Source organism: Clostridium manihotivorum (assembly GCF_004015185.1).
In the GTDB taxonomy this organism is placed as follows: Bacteria; Bacillota; Clostridia; order Clostridiales; family Clostridiaceae; genus Clostridium_AR; species Clostridium_AR manihotivorum.
Window position 1 is genome coordinate 2,895,437 of the sequence record NZ_CP025746.1, and the last position, 18,090, is coordinate 2,913,526.

General features: G+C 35.6%; 13 protein-coding genes, 3 rRNA genes, 1 pseudogene and 1 other annotated feature. Of the genes and pseudogenes, 14 read left to right on the forward strand and 3 right to left on the reverse strand.

What is annotated here, in order from left to right; genetic code table 11:
- Positions 1–33: 33 nt before the first annotated feature.
- Positions 34–1,380, forward strand: a complete 1,347-nt coding sequence (locus C1I91_RS13095) for a S41 family peptidase (RefSeq protein ID WP_128213289.1) — start codon at positions 34–36, stop codon at positions 1,378–1,380.
- 298 nt (positions 1,381–1,678) lie between these two features.
- Positions 1,679–1,864, forward strand: a complete 186-nt coding sequence (locus C1I91_RS13100; protein ID WP_128213290.1) for a hypothetical protein — start codon at positions 1,679–1,681, stop codon at positions 1,862–1,864.
- A 241-nt stretch (positions 1,865–2,105) separates the two neighbouring features.
- Here C1I91_RS13100 and C1I91_RS13105 read toward each other — a convergent pair whose 3' ends face one another.
- Entirely contained in the window at positions 2,106–2,948 is an 843-nt protein-coding gene (locus C1I91_RS13105) for an alpha/beta hydrolase (protein ID WP_128213291.1), read from the reverse strand.
- A 260-nt stretch (positions 2,949–3,208) separates the two neighbouring features.
- Between C1I91_RS13105 and C1I91_RS28935 the strand changes: the two genes are divergently transcribed.
- From C1I91_RS28935 to C1I91_RS13120, 5 genes and pseudogenes are all read left to right on the forward strand, one after another.
- Positions 3,209–3,490, forward strand: a complete 282-nt coding sequence (locus C1I91_RS28935; protein WP_238475996.1) for a DUF6444 domain-containing protein — start codon at positions 3,209–3,211, stop codon at positions 3,488–3,490.
- Positions 3,491–3,602: 112 nt separating this feature from the next.
- A pseudogene (gene tnpC / locus C1I91_RS13110) lies at positions 3,603–4,681 on the forward strand (IS66 family transposase).
- A 369-nt stretch (positions 4,682–5,050) separates the two neighbouring features.
- Positions 5,051–5,301: a binding site (T-box leader), on the forward strand.
- 189 nt (positions 5,302–5,490) lie between these two features.
- A complete protein-coding gene (locus tag C1I91_RS29400; RefSeq protein ID WP_275051659.1) occupies positions 5,491–5,709 on the forward strand; it encodes an alanine--tRNA ligase-related protein in 219 nt (72 codons plus the stop codon).
- Positions 5,642–7,252, forward strand: a complete 1,611-nt coding sequence (locus C1I91_RS13115; protein WP_275051660.1) for an alanine--tRNA ligase — start codon at positions 5,642–5,644, stop codon at positions 7,250–7,252. The genes C1I91_RS29400 and C1I91_RS13115 overlap by 68 nt, the downstream gene beginning before the upstream one ends.
- A gap of 185 nt (positions 7,253–7,437) precedes the next feature.
- Positions 7,438–7,866, forward strand: coding sequence for a pyridoxamine 5'-phosphate oxidase family protein (locus C1I91_RS13120; RefSeq protein WP_128213292.1), 429 nt, complete (start codon positions 7,438–7,440; stop codon positions 7,864–7,866).
- Between the two features lie 89 nt (positions 7,867–7,955).
- Here C1I91_RS13120 and C1I91_RS13125 read toward each other — a convergent pair whose 3' ends face one another.
- The gene (locus tag C1I91_RS13125) at positions 7,956–8,198 is read right to left on the reverse strand and encodes a hypothetical protein (RefSeq protein ID WP_128213293.1); all 243 of its coding nucleotides are present in this window, start codon (positions 8,196–8,198) and stop codon (positions 7,956–7,958) included.
- A gap of 129 nt (positions 8,199–8,327) precedes the next feature.
- Here C1I91_RS13125 and C1I91_RS13130 point away from each other — a divergent pair, with 129 nt between their 5' ends.
- The 6 genes from C1I91_RS13130 (at position 8,328) to rrf (ending at position 16,179) form a co-directional block, all read left to right on the forward strand.
- Positions 8,328–8,969, forward strand: coding sequence for an ATP-dependent Clp protease proteolytic subunit (locus tag C1I91_RS13130; RefSeq protein WP_128213294.1), 642 nt, complete (start codon positions 8,328–8,330; stop codon positions 8,967–8,969).
- 127 nt (positions 8,970–9,096) lie between these two features.
- Entirely contained in the window at positions 9,097–9,825 is a 729-nt protein-coding gene (locus C1I91_RS13135) for a phosphotransferase family protein (protein ID WP_128213295.1), read from the forward strand.
- A gap of 76 nt (positions 9,826–9,901) precedes the next feature.
- Positions 9,902–10,273 carry a hypothetical protein gene (locus tag C1I91_RS13140; protein WP_128213296.1) on the forward strand — a complete coding sequence of 124 codons (372 nt, stop codon included), beginning with the start codon at positions 9,902–9,904 and terminating at the stop codon, positions 10,271–10,273.
- An 835-nt stretch (positions 10,274–11,108) separates the two neighbouring features.
- Positions 11,109–12,625, forward strand: a 16S ribosomal RNA gene (locus tag C1I91_RS13145).
- Between the two features lie 478 nt (positions 12,626–13,103).
- Positions 13,104–16,007, forward strand: a 23S ribosomal RNA gene (locus C1I91_RS13150).
- Between the two features lie 54 nt (positions 16,008–16,061).
- A 5S ribosomal RNA gene (gene rrf, locus C1I91_RS13155) occupies positions 16,062–16,179 on the forward strand.
- Together the 16S, 23S and 5S rRNA genes form the textbook arrangement of a ribosomal RNA operon.
- Positions 16,180–16,472: 293 nt before the next feature.
- Here the strand turns inward: rrf and C1I91_RS13160 are convergent.
- Positions 16,473–16,718, reverse strand: a complete 246-nt coding sequence (locus C1I91_RS13160) for a hypothetical protein (protein ID WP_128213297.1) — start codon at positions 16,716–16,718, stop codon at positions 16,473–16,475.
- 424 nt (positions 16,719–17,142) lie between these two features.
- Between C1I91_RS13160 and C1I91_RS13165 the strand changes: the two genes are divergently transcribed.
- The gene (locus tag C1I91_RS13165; protein WP_128213298.1) at positions 17,143–17,820 is read left to right on the forward strand and encodes a cupin domain-containing protein; all 678 of its coding nucleotides are present in this window, start codon (positions 17,143–17,145) and stop codon (positions 17,818–17,820) included.
- Positions 17,821–18,090 lie beyond the last annotated feature (270 nt).

The following is an 18,090-nucleotide window of genomic DNA, read 5'->3' on the forward strand; positions in this document are numbered from 1 at the left end:
TTACTGACTTTGAATTTATAAGGAGTTGGGACTATGGTAATGAAGATAAATAACAAAATGAAAGTAGGTATATTAGCAGCTTTAGTAATTTTAATAGGGATGTTCATTTTTTATCAATGGTATAATAGAAAATTAGTTGTAGCAAGTGCAAAAGAGTTTTCAAAAGAATTTGATGAGATTGACAAGAGCTGGGTTTTATCTAAAAAAGAAGTTACTTCTGATACTAAACAACTTATAGATATTATAGAAAATACTCATCCGTTTTTTATTTTAGAGGGAGAAACAGATAATTATAAAAAAGCTAAGGCAAAATTTGTAGCTGAAACATCTAAAAGTATGACAAAAGAGGAGTTTAAAGTAGAGGTTTCAAAGTACCTATCATCCATAGAAGATGCACATACAGAAATTCAATGGCAAGTTGATAAAGTCTTAGATGTAAACTGGAAGTATATCAATAATAAGTTGGTTATATTAGATGATAAAAACAAACTTACAGGAAAGATAGTAACTAAGATAAATGGAGTAGGGATAGACAAAGTATTTAAATCTATAGATGAACTATTTCCTGCAGAGAATTATGTAGCAGTAGCAGATAATTACTCTGTGTACTCTAAATATAAAGAAGTGTTAGGCTATTCAGGAGTGGAATGCACCAAAGACATTGATGTAACAGTAACAAATGGAGCTTCTGAAGAGAATATACAACTGAAATTTTTAAACGGTGCAAATAGCTTTTCTAAAAATAATGAAATATACAGCAAGAAAATTGACCAAAGTACAGTATATGTAAAGCTTGGAACTTGTGTCATAAACGGAGACCTTGGAAAAGTTATTGAGGAATTAGAACTAGAATTAAAAGAAGGAATCAAAAATGTAATTATTGATGTTACTGATAATCCAGGAGGAAACTCTGAAGCTTGCTCAAAATTACTAGAAGCAATAAATGTTAAGCCAGGTAGCTTTGGAAGTATAAGAAGATTTTCAGAGCTGGCTCAAAAGAAATATGGTTTTAGCAAAAAAAGTGGATACGATAGTCATGACAGTAGTAATGATGCTGTACCTAATCCTAATATAAGTCTATATGTAATTACTAATGAGGAAACTTTTAGTTCAGCACAGTGGTTAGCAACCTGGGTGAAGGATGGTAAATTAGGAACAATCATAGGAAGACCGAGCAAAAACATGCCATCTTCCTATGGGGATGTATTAGGTTTTCAGTTGAAAAATTCAAAACTTAAAGGTCAAGTATCATTTACAAAGTGGACTAGGCCAGATAAAAGTAAAGATAGCGAAAGAGTCTTGGAAACAGATATATATGTAGATTATTCAGAAAACCCACTGGATAAAGCTTTAGAAGTTATTGCGTCAAAGAAAAAATAGTGACTTAGAAAATATGCAAGTGAAAGTTTTATAAATTAGCAATTATATTTAGTAAAGTTATGTTCAAATATAAAATGCAAGGATATTAATATTAAAATTTTTAAATAACGATATATACTATTAAAGTAGTGCTATAATACTATATAAGAAGATTTAATATCAAAGTACTTATTAAATTAGAGTAGCTCATATATTTGATTTACTTAGAGCAATATTTAGAAAAACTATTTTAGACTTAACATTTCATATGTTTTAAAGAGGTATGAAATATTGTCAGATTTCTATTTGGAGGTATTTTATGAAAAATTACAAGTTTTTAAACATTTTACTTCTTAGTTTAGCTGGAGTTTTTTACATTGTTGGGAGCAAGTTTGGAGCTTTGTTTAACTATGCAGGTTCATTATCTTTGATTGTTTGGGCAACACTTTTTGTTGGAGCAAATAAAAAGATAAATAGAAATGATATACCAAGATTGATTAAATAATACTAATAATAGAGAGGGCTTTATTGCTTTCTCTATTTTTTCGATTTTTAATAACAAATTTTTATAGTGGTGTGGCGGGGCAATTTCAACTATATATAGATCTGTGGCTTATTAATAAAGTTTACATTTTATAATTGCCCTATCAAAGATAAATGGAGCTTAAAAATAGACTCTTATAAGTAGTATATATTAATTGAAATTTAACTCTTTGTTGTTATTAGAGTTATCACTTTTAGATGTCTTACTTACAATTTCTCTTCAGAAACCGTTCAACTATGTCCAATATATCTTTACCCCAAAATGTAGGACAACAATGGCCTTCATTTTCTATTTCATAATATTCTACTTCTTTATCAAACTGTTTTAACTTTTCAAAGAAATTGCGGCCATTTTCAATGGAAACAACTTCATCCTGTATGCCGTGGAACATCAATACTGGTGGAATATTTCTTTCACTGGAAATATATGTTGAACAGGATGCACTTTTGGCTAGGCTAGGAACCTTTGTTAAATCATCTGTACCTAATAGATCCTCTATAGGTCCATCACCATTTGATATATACATATCAGTTGGTGCACAATAGCTAATAATCCCATTGACCTTGCAAGGAATATTATTTTTATCACCTGAATCAAGCTCTCTGTAAGAAGCTGTTAATCCAGTTAAAAGTGCAATATGTCCCCCAGATGAATTTCCGCTTAAAAAAATATTTTCGGTATCTATATGGAATTGTTCTGCTATAGAATAAATAAAATGGATGGCTTTTTTAACATCAATTACTTGCGCAGGGAAGATAGCTAGTTCAGATTCTCTATATTGAACCGCTGCTATTGCAAACCCTCTTTTCGCCAATTCTGAAAAAGTTGGTATATCATTGTACATTTCTTGTCTGTGCCACGCAGAGCCTGGTATAAATAAAACCAAAGGATATTTTTTATTATCTAACCAGTTTCGTTTATATGGTATTATTAATTGCAAATGCCTCTTACAATTTTCATATTCACAATACTCCACATCAGGTACGTATAGCCATTCTAAGTCTTTCTTTTCAACATTTAGCGTCTTTAACAACTGCTTTGCCATTATAAATCATTCTTCCTTTCAATATTATTTGATGTTTTCTCTGCACCGCCCCTTGTGAAAACACATTCATACTCGTATTTTTTCATATAAATGTCTCCAGTCAAATCTATTCATTATATATTGCTATTGGTAACTATTCAGCTATTCAAATAATTTAGTATAGGCTATAAAATTAATTTTCATAAACCCCTTTCTATTATTGTTAGTTTTTGATATTATATAGCCTGTCTTAAAAAACTAATGATAAGGTGGTGACTTCCGTGAGTGAAGGCAAAATAATTGAAATCTATAATCAAGGATTAACACAAGTCATGAGTGTTATTAGAGAACTTACTAATGAAATCAAGAGTTTAAATTCTCAAGTAGAAACACTATCGAAGGATAATAAAGCCCTTTCAAATCGTGTTAAATCACTAGAAAGCCAAGTTAATAAAAATAGTAATAACAGTAGTAAACCACCATCATCAGACGGTTTTAAAAAGAAAACTAAAAGTTTAAGAGTGAAGACAGATAAAAATCCCTGGTGGTCAAGAAGGTCATGAGGGAAAGACTCTTGAACTCAATGATAATCCTGACGAAATAATCATACACACAGTAGATAAGTGTGATATCTGCGGAACATCTTTACAGGATGTAAAATCGGAGAGAAATATTATCCGCCAAGTAGTTGATATACCAGAGATAGAAGTTAAAGTTGTTGAACATAGAGCAGAAATTAAAAAGTGTCCAAAATGTAGAAGAAAAAATACCGGTAAATTCCCAGAGGGAATAACCAATACAGTACAATATGGAGAAAAGATAAAGGCTGTATCTGTTTATTTAACTCAGTATCAATTGATTCCGTATAAACGTGGTGCAGAGTTAATTTCAGATTTATTTGATATAAATTTAAGTCAAGGATCAATGGTTAATTTTAATGAATCTTGTCATGAAAACTTGAAACCTATTGAGAAAAATATAAAAGCATCATTAATTAATTCTCAAGGTGCTGTACATTTTGATGAAACAGGTTTGGCTATAGATAAAAGCGTCAATGGTTACATGTTGCTTCAAACGAGAGATATACATATTATGAAGCACATGAAAAGCGTGGAAAAGAAGCTGTTGACTCTATAGGTATTTTACCTAATTTCATCGGAACAGCAGTCCATGACTGCTGGAAAACATATCTTCAATACACAGATTGTGATCACTCTCTGTGTAACGCCCATATTCTCAGAGAACTAAATGGTATCTCTGATCTAGAAAAAACAATCATGGGCTGAACCAATGAAAAATCTACTAATTGAGATAAAGAAAGAAGTAGATTTAAATTGGAATATTGCTAATGCTTTAACCTTAGATAAAATAGAAGCTTTCGAAAAAGATATACTCAAATCTTAGAAGATGGTTTCAAAGAAGATTATATTGCCAATAGTGAGTCTTATGCTAAAAAGAAAGCAAAGAAAAGTGCTAGCCTTAATTTATTAAATAGATTAAGTACTTATAGAGAACAGATACTTGCTTTCATGCATGACTTTGATATACCTTTTGATAATAATCTAGCAGAACGAGATCTGCGAATGGCTAAGGTTAAACAAAAAATCTCTGGAACCTTTAGAAGTGTTAGTGGCGCTAAAGCATTTACTCGTATTCGTGGATATGTATCCACGGTGCGAAAGCAAGGCATGAATGCACTTAAGTGTATAAACTCTACATTTACAGAAAATCCAGTTGATCCGACCTTGGCTTAGATAAGATTATTTAAGGGGTATTAAGGACTTTGATACCCCTATTTGTCATATCTAAAATTTTATCAAAAATAAAATTATATGCTATAGCTGAATAGTTACTGCTATTGTTATTTAACTAGATTATATATTATATGGGATATATTAACAATTAAAGCTTGTTTTATTTTCAACATTATTCTTAAACAGAGCCAAAATTAGATATATGCTTTCTGATAGTTTACAATTACTAAATATCGGGTTTATCATTAGCTTTGTTAACATAAATTTACGAGTAGATATATAGTGCTTAACATATTGGATAAAAACTAAATTTTTGTAAAAATGTATTGCATTGTTTTATGGTGAAAAGTATAATATACTAAACAATAAATAAAAGCTATGAAAGAGAAGAGTAGATATAGGTATACTTTCAGAGAGTTAGAGGTTGGTGAAAGTCTAACAGGTAGCTATATTGAACGCAGCTCTTGAGCTTCTTTTTGAACCTGCTTTAGTTTTTTCTAAGGTAAAAGTAGAGTAAGACGTTTCCTTACGTTAAAAAGGCACAGTATGATAGTACTGGTAGAGTGAGCAATAATTTGCTAATTAGGGTGGTACCGCGAATATAATCTTTCGTCCCTTTGTGGAGGAAAGATTTTTTTTCGGTACTTTTTTGTTGCGAAAAAATGTTTATCAAGGTAAAGCACTTATAAAAAGATTAACTAGCAAATTTACTCAGGCTAATAGGGAATGTAAGTTTTGGAAAGGAAACAGGCGGAAATTACTTTTAAAAGTAGGGCAATAGATTTATTAAATTTAAGGAGGGTATATTTATGAAAGCTTTGGAAATTAGAAACAGATTTATTGAATTCTTTGAGAGGAATAATCATCATGTGATTCCAGGAGCATCTTTGCTACCTGAAAATGATCCTAGTGTTTTATTTACAACTGCAGGTATGCACCCCTTAGTTCCATTTTTACTAGGTGAACCTCATCCCATGGGCAAAAAGGCTAGTAGACTATCAAAAATGTTTAAGAACAGACGATATTGATGAAGTTGGAGACGATATACATGTAACTTTCTTTGAAATGCTTGGCAATTGGTCCTTGGGAGATTACTTTAAAAAAGAAGCTATAGAATTGAGCTATGATTTTTTAATTAACCACTTAAAGCTTGATGTCAGTAGGTTGGCTGTTACTGTATTTGCAGGAGATGAAGATATTCCAAGAGATGTGGAAGCAGCAAAGGTCTGGGAAGGACTTGGTATAAAGAAAGAAAATATATATTATTGCGATAGAAGTAATAATTGGTGGGGCCCTGCTGGGGTCACTGGCCCCTGTGGACCAGATACAGAAATTTTCTATGATAGTCTTAAACCTAAATGTTCTGAAGATTGTGGTCCTTCTTGTGATTGCGGCAAGTACTGGGAGATATGGAATAATGTATTCATGGAATATAATAAAAATGAAGATGGTACGTATTCACCTTTAAAAAATAAGAACGTAGATACTGGACTTGGACTTGAAAGAATGACTGCAATCCTTGAGAATAAGGAAAGTGTATATGAAACCGAACTGTTCTCAGAGGTAATAAAAGAAATTCGCTCTTTAGCTACAAACCCTAATGAAACTAGCATACGTATTATAGCAGAGCATATAAGAGCTTCTTGTTTTCTGATAGTTGATGGAATTACTCCAGGAAATGTGGATCAAGGTTATGTTATTAGAAGGCTTATAAGAAGAACTTTAAGACATATGAAAAAAATAGGTATTAATCCAAAGGCAATAGAGAGTTTAATTTTAGCAACCATTGAAGGTCTTAAGGATATGTATGGTGAACTGGTTATTTATAAGGATATAATATTAAAGAATGTTATAGAAGAGATGAATAAATTTCAGAAGACTTTAGAAATGGGAGAGAGGAAATTTGATAAAGTAGTAGAAAGATGCAATGCTAACAAAATTAAAATTATTGATGGTAAGACTGTGTTTAATTTGTATGATACTTTTGGCTTTCCACCTGAGATTACAGCAGAATTAGCTAAAGAGAAAGGTTTAATGATTGATCTTACAGAATATGATATTTTATTTAAAGCTCATCAACAGTTATCTAGACAAGGTGCTGCAGATAAATTTAAAGGTGGATTAGCTGACAATACTCAAGAGACCACGGCACTTCATACCGCAACTCATATTTTACACAGAGCATTGCAAATAGTTTTAGGCGAACATGCACTGCAAAGAGGATCTAACATTACAAAAGAAAGGCTTAGGTTTGACTTCTCACACCCACAAAAACTGACAAAAGAAGAGCTTCAAAAAGTTGAGGACCTGGTAAATAAGGTTATCAATGAAGGACTTCCTGTAATATGTGAAGAAATGACTTTTGAAGAGGCAAAAGCATCCAATGCTAAAGGATTGTTTACTGACAAATACGGAAGTGTAGTTAAAGTATACTCTATAGGAGATTTTAGCAAGGAAATATGTGGTGGCCCACATGTGGAAAATACATCAAAGTTAGGTCAGTTTAAAATTGTTAAAGAGGAAAGTGCATCTGCTGGAGTTAGAAGAATAAAAGCTATATTAAAATATTAATTCTAATTGCTGGATTATATAGCATCTCCTTAATAACAAATTAATTTTAACAATATTCTTAAGCAAAGTCTAAATATATTAGCGTGTAACCTTACAAAAGTGGAAAATATTGTTGAATATCATGATGTGAACTGTTATAATTTTCATAATGTTATATGAGAATGTAAGTTCGGGAGGCGCAAAAAATGATTGATGAGAAGGTAGTTAACGAAAGCAATGAATTAGTTGAAAAATCAAAAATTGTTATGGTTGGAACTAATGGTGATGATGGTTATCCAAACATAAAAGCAATGATGAGATTAAAACACGAGGGATTAAAGCAATTTTGGTTGAGTACAAATACATCAACCAAAAGAGTAGAAGTATTAAAAAAAGATAATAAAACCTGTTTGTATTTTGTTGATGAAGATAACTTTGCTGGACTTATGCTAGTAGGAACTATTGAAATACTGCAGGATAGAGCTTCTAAGGAAATGCTATGGTCTGATGGTTGTGAGGTTTATTATCCATTAGGTATAGATGATCCGGATTATACAGTGCTACGCTTTAATACTGAGTATGGTAACTATTATAGACATTTAAAAAATGTAACATTTACGATAGAAGAGTTATAATCTAGATATATTTAATTAGATTACGACATATCTAAAATACTTTTGGCTATAGGATTAAGGAGAGTTTTTTATTAATGAACTCTCTTTTCTTACTGTTTATCAATCTTTTTTTCAATAGAGTCCACTTTTTCCTTTAATAGTGAGAGCTCTTCTTTGATCTCGTTGTTGGTTTCCTTCAGTTCTGTAGACAATGTGTTAAAGGAGTTTTCTTCTGACATTTGTTTTCTTGGTGATGCAGCTTTATATATTCCAGCTAGTGTGATTATTACTATACCTGCTATTGCTGAAACAACCATAATGGTAGCTGCTAAAAGTTTTATTGCCTTATCCATAGATACCTCCAATTAAATATTGTAATTTTATAATTAAATTCATATTCTTATTACTATAAATCTATTTTAATTATGATAATTTTATAACATTCAAAATAGAAAAATATAAATGCGAAGGATGATTATTATATGCATTATGAAATCACAGAAAAAGAACGAATAATTATTGTTCATGATTATATTGATGACAGTTTAGCAAGTAATATAATACAAAATATGCTTAAGCTCTTTAAAGATGATTCAACTAAGAAAATATATATATTAATAGACAGTCAGGGCGGAAAAGTTACATCAATAATGGCTATATACGATACAATACGCTACTTAAGTTGTGAGGTAGTAACTATTGCCTTAAAATATGCTTCTGGTTTAGTTGCTTTGCTTCTAGCTGCTGGAGATACGGGAAGAAGATATATCTGTAATAATAGTGAAATTAGCTTGTTTTTTGATTTTAAAACAAATGAAAGTGCCATTGATGAAATACTACAAGATAGCTCTAATAGAATTAATAATATAATTAATAAATTATTGAACTGCTTTTCTGAAAACACAGCCTTAGATATAGAAAAAGTTAGAGTGTTAAGTACTGTAGACACTAAATTGAGTATAAAAAATGTTTTAGAAGCTAGTTTAGCTGATAAGGTCATAGATATTTATATACCATTTGAATCCAAATTGAAATTTAGTTTTATGGAAAATTTATTTAGAGATAAATACTATGATAGGATTATAAAAGAACTTAAAGTCAATAAAGTAATTGATAGGTATTAAATTTCTAGAGGAAGAATGAAATTATAAATAAGTAAAATTAAATTAGGTTGAGAACTTATAGATATAAAGGCTGAAACTTAATTATTATTAATATTGAATATATTTAATTAGAAATGAGGGGGAAATTATGAAGTTAGATAAATTAATTGGCACTGGAGCTCAGGCTAAAGTTTATCTATATGAAGACTATGCTATAAAAGTGTTTGAGAGTAATTATGATAAAATCTCTGTGTTTTACGAGACTCTGATAGCTTCAATCATTGAAAATACAGCACTTCCAGTACCTAAAGTCTATGAAGTACTTAATATAAATAACCAACTGGCAATAAAGATGGACTACCTTAAAGGAGAGTCTTTAATGCAGTGTTTGCAAAATGATGCTGAAAATATACAAGCATATATAGATAAAATGGTTAAGATTCAAGTTTCTATTCATTCTAGAAACATAGTACTTCCTATAACACTAAGGGATAGGTTAAAAGAAAAGATAGAAGGAAATACAAAATTAAGTGAAAGTAAAAAGGATAAAGTTTTAAAACTTTTAAAAGACCTACCAGATGGAAATGAACTTTGCCATGGTGATTTTCATGGATATAACATTTTGTTAGATGGAGACAAGTATTCTATTATCGATTGGGTTGATGCTTCAGTAGGATGTTCCGATGGGGATGCTTGTAGAACGTATTTGTTATATAAGTTATATGGGTCAGAGTTAGCAGAAGTGTATCTTAATACTTATTGTAAAGAAACAGGTAAAAGCAAAGAACTCATCCTAGCATGGCTTCCAGTTTTGGCAGCTACACGATTAAGTGAGAATATTGAGAATGAAGAAGAAAAGTTAATGGCTATGATATAAATTCAGTTTAATTTTAATTTCGTAATAAGAATTAATTGATTAGAGCAGGAATAAATTAGTTAAGGGTGATTATTTTATGAGTAAGCACAATATAAGATTTCATTGTGAAAAGTGTGGGAAAGAGATCACTAATGATGAAACTAATCTTTACATTTATAAAGATATATCTGATGCACCTAAAAATATTCACGATATAATGGCTTTAATACTAAAGCAGGATCAGCACTTAAGTAAAAATTTTTGTTCCAATAAATGTTACAATCTATTTCTTTGGGAAGATAGGATATTAAGGAGTACTATGTACAATGTATTTGAAAATGAATCAATAAGTAAGCTATTGACACCACCTGAAGATTTTAAATCCGTAATTACTCTTCCAAAAGAAGAATTAGAAGCTATAGAAGGATATATAGAAAAGAAAATAGAGTATATTAAAGAGAATTTATAAAGAACTACTGAAAAATTGATAAGAGGTCTTTATAAAAGTAGAAGTCATGTATTAAAAAGTAGACTGTGTTAAAGTACCGTGTTGAAATTAAGCGGTTAGTCATCCGATGCTTAGATGAGCTTGCGCAAAGAATTAATATGATTTTGTCATATTCCATGGCTAAAACTGTAAACTCACTACGTTCGAACAGTACAGTTTCTTAACGCCATTCCATCTGAAAAAATCATTTAATTCTAGTTGCTCGCTCATATAGCATCTCCTTCTTAACCACTTAATTTCAACAACATTATTAAACATAGCCAAAAAGTAAAGCAAGCTTACTTTTATACATGACTTTTATTTGTAAATATTTGTTTTACAACATTTAGCTAGCTGCTATTATCTCTTTAATAAAGAAGTAATTGGTAATTATTATGGGGTAATATATAAAATGATGTTATAAATTGGCGATAACACTGCCAAGTGTATCAATTGGTGTAAAATGTCGAAATTCAGAGAAAAAGTAATTAATGGACAAGTATTTAGGGCTCACGATACCTTAGCTTTATATTGAAGAACAACTATATGATATTATTAGTCATGTCGCTGGAACAGAAAGCGACAAAGCACAGAAATTTAAATTTAGGTTTTAAACTAAGATTTAAAAATAAATTTAAAAAGTATGTTGACAAAGGAATCTTACGGTGGTAAGATAAATGAGCTGTCAGAAATACAGCGAAATAAACTTGGTCTTTGAAAATTAAACAGAGTAAAATAAACAAAGTCTAAAACTAGACTTAAACCAGCAATTCTTTTGAAAAAAGACTTACTAAGTAAGTAATCTATGATTAAACTTTAAATTGAGAGTTTGATCCTGGCTCAGGACGAACGCTGGCGGCGTGCCTAACACATGCAAGTCGAGCGGAGAAAGTTCTTCGGAACTTTCTTAGCGGCGGACGGGTGAGTAACACGTGGGTAACCTGCCTTATAGAGGGGGATAGCCTTCCGAAAGGAAGATTAATACCGCATAACATTTTCGTTTCGCATGAAATGAAAATCAAAGGAAACAATCCGCTATAAGATGGACCCGCGGCGCATTAGCTAGTTGGTGAGGTAACGGCTCGCAAGGCGACGATGCGTAGCCGACCTGAGAGGGTGATCGGCCACATTGGAACTGAGATACGGTCCAGACTCCTACGGGAGGCGACAGTGGGGAATATTGCACAATGGGGAAACCCTGATGCGGCAACGCCGCGTGAGTGATGAAGGCCTTCGGGTTGTAAAGCTCTGTCTTTGGGGACGATAATGACGGTACCCAAGGAGGAAGCCACGGCTAACTACGTGCCAGCGACCGCGGTAATACGTAGGTGGCAAGCGTTGTCCGGATTTACTGGGCGTAAAGGGGCGTAGGTGGATGTTTAAGTGGGATGTGAAATACACGGGCTTAACTTGGGTCTTTGCATTCCAAACTGGATATCTAGAGTGCAGGAGAGGAAAGTGGAATTCCTAGTGTAGCGGTGAAATGCGTAGAGATTAGGAAGAACACCAGTGGCGAAGGCGACTTTCTGGACTGTAACTGACACTGAGGCTCGAAAGCGTGGGGAGCAAACAGGATTAGATACCCTGGTAGTCCACGCCGTAAACGATGGATACTAGGTGTGGGGTTTCAACACCTCCGTGCCGCCGTTAACACAATAAGTATCCCGCCTGGGGAGTACGGTCGCAAGATTAAAACTCAAAGGAATTGACGGGGGCCCGCACAAGCAGCGGAGCATGTGGTTTAATTCGAAGCAACGCGAAGAACCTTACCTAGACTTGACATCTCCTGAATTACCCTTAACCGGGGAAGTCGGTACCTTTGGTATCGACAGGAAGACAGGTGGTGCATGGTTGTCGTCAGCTCGTGTCGTGAGATGTTGGGTTAAGTCCCGCAACGAGCGCAACCCTTATTGTTAGTTGCTACCATTTAGTTGAGCACTCTAGCGAGACTGCCCGGGTTAACCGGGAGGAAGGTGGGGATGACGTCAAATCATCATGCCCCTTATGTCTAGGGCTACACACGTGCTACAATGGCAAGTACAAAGAGACGCAAGACCGTGAGGTGGAGCAAATCTCAAAAACTTGTCCCAGTTCGGATTGTAGGCTGAAACTCGCCTACATGAAGCCGGAGTTGCTAGTAATCGCGAATCAGCATGTCGCGGTGAATACGTTCCCGGGCCTTGTACACCGCCCGTCACACCATGAGAGTTGGCAATACCCGAAGTCTGTGAGCTAACCCGTAAGGGGAGAGCGTGACCGAAGGTAGGGTCAGCGATTGGGGTGAAATCGTAACAAGGTAGCCGTGGGAGAACCTGCGGCTGGATCACCTCCTTTCTATGGAGAAATTATTAAGCACTGATGCATTTCAGGCTTAATATACACGAATTCTGGTTGTTATTTACTCTGTTTAATTTTGAGATACCAAGTATCTCAGATTGTTCTTTGAAAATTGCACATAAGTTAAAGTAAAGATATTTACTAATTCTTTGTAATATAACTACTGACAAACAATGCACGCTAGTATTGAAGTCAGTAATGAATTTGCGAACTATTACTTCTTAAAACTAACCATTTTATTAAGTAGTTCTACTAGTTCAACGCAAAATGCAATGACTAATAAGTACAAATACACACCAGTGTGAACAGTACATCTATAAGTCACACGCAGAATTTGCGAAGCAAATTCGGAGTGGCATTAGAATCAAGCAATACGAGGAAGCGACCGAACGAGGCGCGGAGCTTGTTTCAAACAAGTGAGCACCGCAGTGACCGAGCTGACGAAGTAGTGCGCAGATTATAATGACACGACATAGGTTAAGTTAGAAAGGGCGCATGGTGAATGCCTTGGCATCAAGAGCCGAAGAAGGACGTGACAAGCTGCGATAAGCTTTGGGTAGGCGCAAATAGCCTGTGATCCAAAGATCTCCGAATGAGGAAACTCACGTAGGTAACCCTACGTATCTTATAGTGAATACATAGCTATAGGAGGGTAAACCTAGGGAACTGAAACATCTAAGTACCTAGAGGAAGAGAAAGAAAAATCGATTCCGTCAGTAGCGGCGAGCGAAATCGGAAGAGCCCAAACCAAAGATTTATCTTTGGGGTTGCGGACAGAACATAAGGTGAAGTTATTATTAATTGAAGATATCTGGAAAGATATACCGTAGAAGGTAATAGTCCTGTAAGTGAAAATAATAATAAACTAGTTCTGCTCCAGAGTACCACGAGACACGTGAAACCTTGTGGGAAGCAGGGAGGACCACCTCCAAAGGCTAAATACTACTTGATGACCGATAGTGAAGAAGTACCGTGAGGGAAAGGTGAAAAGAACCCCGGGAGGGGGAGTGAAATAGAACCTGAAACCGTGTGCCTACAACCGATCAGAGCACCATATGTGTGTGATGATGTGCTTTTGTAGAACGAGCCAACGAGTTACGGTATGTAGCGAGGTTAAGTACTTAAGGTACGGAGCCGAAGGGAAACCGAGTCTGAATAGGGCGAATAGTTGCATGCCGTAGACCCGAAACCGGGTGACCTATCCATGGCCAGGTTGAAGCGAAGGTAAAACTTCGTGGAGGACCGAACCACGTTGGTGTTGAAAAACCATGGGATGAGCTGTGGATAGCGGAGAAATTCCAATCGAACTCGGAGATAGCTGGTTCTCCCCGAAATAGCTTTAGGGCTAGCGTCGGATATGACTAATGGAGGTAGAGCACTGAATGGGCTAGGGGGCATATCGCTTACTGAACCTTATCAAACTCCGAATGCCATATAGTATTAGTCCGGCAGTCAGACTGCGAATGATAAGATCCGTAGTCAAAGGGAAACAGCCCAGATCGTCAGCTAAGGTCCCAAAGTATAAGTTAAGTGGAAAGGATGTGGGATTTCTAAGACAACTAGGATGTTGGCTTAGAAGCAGCCACTCATTAAAAGAGTGCGTAATAGCTCACTAGTCGAGAGATCCTGCGCCGAAGATGTTCGGGGCTCAAACTTATCACCGAAGCTACGGCTAGTAGATTATTCTACTGGGGTAGGGGAGCGTCGTAATCGGGCTGAAGTCGTACCGTAAGGAGCGGTGGACTGATTACGAGTGAGTATGTTGGCATTAGTAGCGAGAACTAGGTGAGAATCCTAGTGGCCGAAAACCTAAGGTTTCCTCAGGAAGGCTCGTCCGCTGAGGGTTAGTCGGGACCTAAGCCGAGGCCGAAAGGCGTAGGTGATGGACAATCGGTTGATATTCCGATACCACTGCAAATCGTTATTACCGATGGAGTGACGCAGGAAGATAGAGTGTGCTAGCTATTGGATGCTAGTCTAAGCACTTAGACATGCAAGTAGGCAAATCCGCTTGCTAAGTTAAGGTGTGATGGGGAAGGCCCTTGTGGCTGAAGTACTTGATTCTACAGCCGCCAAGAAAAGCTTCTAGGGAGAAATGTAGTGCCCGTACCGCAAACCGACACAGGTAGGTGAGGAGAGAATCCTAAGGCCGGCGGAAGAATTACAGTTAAGGAACTCGGCAAATTGACCCCGTAACTTCGGGAGAAGGGGTGCCTACGAGAGTAGGTCGCAGAGAATAGGCCCAAGCAACTGTTTAGCAAAAACACAGGTCTCTGCTAAAGCGAAAGCTGATGTATAGGGGCTGACGCCTGCCCGGTGCTGGAAGGTTAAGGGGAATCGTTAGCGGTAACGCGAAGCGGTGAACTTAAGCCCCAGTAAACGGCGGCCGTAACTATAACGGTCCTAAGGTAGCGAAATTCCTTGTCAGGTAAGTTCTGACCCGCACGAATGGCGTAATGACTTGGGCACTGTCTCAACTGTAAATCCGGCGAAGTTGTAGTGCAAGTGAAGATGCTTGCTACCCGCGATTGGACGGAAAGACCCCGTAGAGCTTTACTGTAGCTTAGCATTGAGTTTCGGTATTGTCTGTACAGGATAGGTGGGAGACTGGGAAACATCCTCGTTAGGGGATGTGGAGTCGACCTTGGGATACCACCCTGACAGTACTGGGATTCTAACCGGGCACCATGAAGCTGGTGACGGGACATTGTTAGGTGGGCAGTTTGACTGGGGCGGTCGCCTCCAAAAAAGTAACGGAGGCGCCCAAAGGTTCCCTCAGAACGGTCGGAAATCGTTCGTAGAGTGCAAAGGCAGAAGGGAGCCTGACTGCGACACTTACAAGTGGAGCAGGGACGAAAGTCGGGCTTAGTGATCCGGTGGTACCTCGTGGGAGGGCCATCGCTCAACGGATAAAAGCTACCTCGGGGATAACAGGCTGATCTCCCCCAAGAGTCCACATCGACGGGGAGGTTTGGCACCTCGATGTCGGCTCGTCGCATCCTGGGGCTGAAGTAGGTCCCAAGGGTTGGGCTGTTCGCCCATTAAAGCGGCACGCGAGCTGGGTTCAGAACGTCGTGAGACAGTTCGGTCCCTATCCGTCGCGGGCGTAGGAAATTTGAGAGGAGCTGTCCTTAGTACGAGAGGACCGGGATGGACTGACCTCTGGTGCACCAGTTGTTCCGCCAGGAGCATAGCTGGGTAGCTACGTCGGGAAGGGATAAACGCTGAAGGCATCTAAGCGTGAAGCCCACCTCAAGATTAGATTTCCCATAGCGTAAGCTAGTAAGATCCCTTGAAGAACACGAGGTTGATAGGTCGGAGGTGTAAGCATGGTAACATGTTCAGCTGACCGATACTAATAGATCGAGGGCTTAACCAAAACAATATTACAAAGTAAACTTAAGTGCAATTTTGAAAGAATAATCTTTCAATATCTAGTGATGATGCGTTCATGGGTTACACCCGTACCCATACCGAACACGAAGGTTAAGACATGAACGGCTGATGGTACTGCATGGGCGACTGTGTGGGAGAGTAAGTGGTCGCTAGGTGAATAAAATACCTTGATGGTATAAAAAAGACTTCACATTTTGTGAAGTCTTTTTTGCGTTTAAAACGGGACACGGGGACGGAGCTTTTGTCCCAAAATACAAACCATATCTCTAAGAAGAATATTATTATAATTTACTGAAGAAGGTCGCTTCAGAGACTTTTTATATTGATGGCTTAAAAATGTATTATTGATATGTTTTTAATACAAAATTTTAAATGATTTAAACTACAATTTTCATAATTTAAATCATAGAATTATCAGCGAAAAGAATTTGAATATATGGGGACTGAATTATCCTACAAAGATATCATCATTATTAGAATCATTCTTTTTATCATTGTTGTTATTAGAAGGTTTAACATCTGTTTGAATAAATTGTTTTTGAGCTGCTACAGTTAGTAGTAAACAGCCTACACCTGTGATAAAGTTTCCAAGTACATTTATCTCATCAGCAGTTTTATCTTTGGAAATAGCAATAACTATTGCATTTGTTAAAACAATTGCATCTTCTGGCGTAAGATTATCAAATATGGTCATTATCTCACCTACTGAAACTTATTTATAGTAATACTAATATGATGATTATTATTAAATTATGAGTTCAATAGTTTATATAAAGTTCAGTTACTTCTACTGAAATAAATAATAATATACTTTGCCATATTGTAAGATTAGTATAGCGTTACTAACTCAACTACTAATTTATACGTGCATGAAAATATCTTCAAAAGCCTGGATTTTATAACAAGTATAAATTAAGTTTTAATAAAGGTTTCCTATACTACAAAAATATTTGGCAAGAATGTTTTACAGTTGAAGTTATATGTAATTAAGCATATAAAGCTTTAATAAATGTAGTTCTTATATATTATTTATTAGCAATATGTCTATATGTAAACAAGCACATCTGCAGTTATATAACATAGTATAATTGTGTAAAATTACAAAAGGAAGGAAAACTATGTATAATTACAATTGGAATTATCCAAGTCCTTATTTTCCAAATATGCCTGTATACAATCCATACAATATTAACTATGGGTATTACATGTATCCTTATTATTTCTATAATGTACCTCCATATAATCAATATCATCCACATCATTCATATCAAAGGCAGTTTGAGCAGCCTAACTATGAATTTCCACAAGATGACTTTTCTTATGGCTACAGATCAGATCTACAGCAGCAAGTACCTGGTGGTACTATGAATCCTGGAATGGCAATAAAAGACAACGGGCCACAACCATTCACTATTAATATTAATGAAGCAACTAAGCAAAATAATACCTTCAGAACTGCTTTATGGACAGGAAGACACTTGCAAGTTACCTTGATGAGTATTAATGTTGGTGACGATATAGGTTTAGAAATTCATCCTAATGTTGATCAGTTCTTAAGGATTGAACAGGGACAAGGAATGGTTAGAATGGGAAAAACTAAGGATAGAATGGACTTTCAAGCAATGGTATCAGATGACTTTGCAATCATGATTCCTGCAGGTACCTGGCATAATGTTATAAATACAGGAAGTATGCCTCTAAAAGTATATTCTATATATGCTCCTCCTCAACATCCTAAAGGAACAGTGCATCCAACAAAAGCAAATGCGCAAGCCGCCGAAAAGAATAAAGGATAAGTTTTCGTATAAGTAAGCTAATGGGCAGCTTTTCATAGATGTATCACTTCATGCAAAAATTTATATTTTCAAATTTTCCTCTGAGAACCTAGAGAAGTTTTTGAAGATAGATTTCTTATTGAAGTGCTACATCTTTATTATTGAATATTTAATAGCAAGTATAAAATTGCCATAACTCCAGAATATATGATAAAATATTAACAAATAAGCTTTGACTATTAAAAAATATTACTTCTGGGGTGATTTATATTAAAAAGTTATATAGAAATA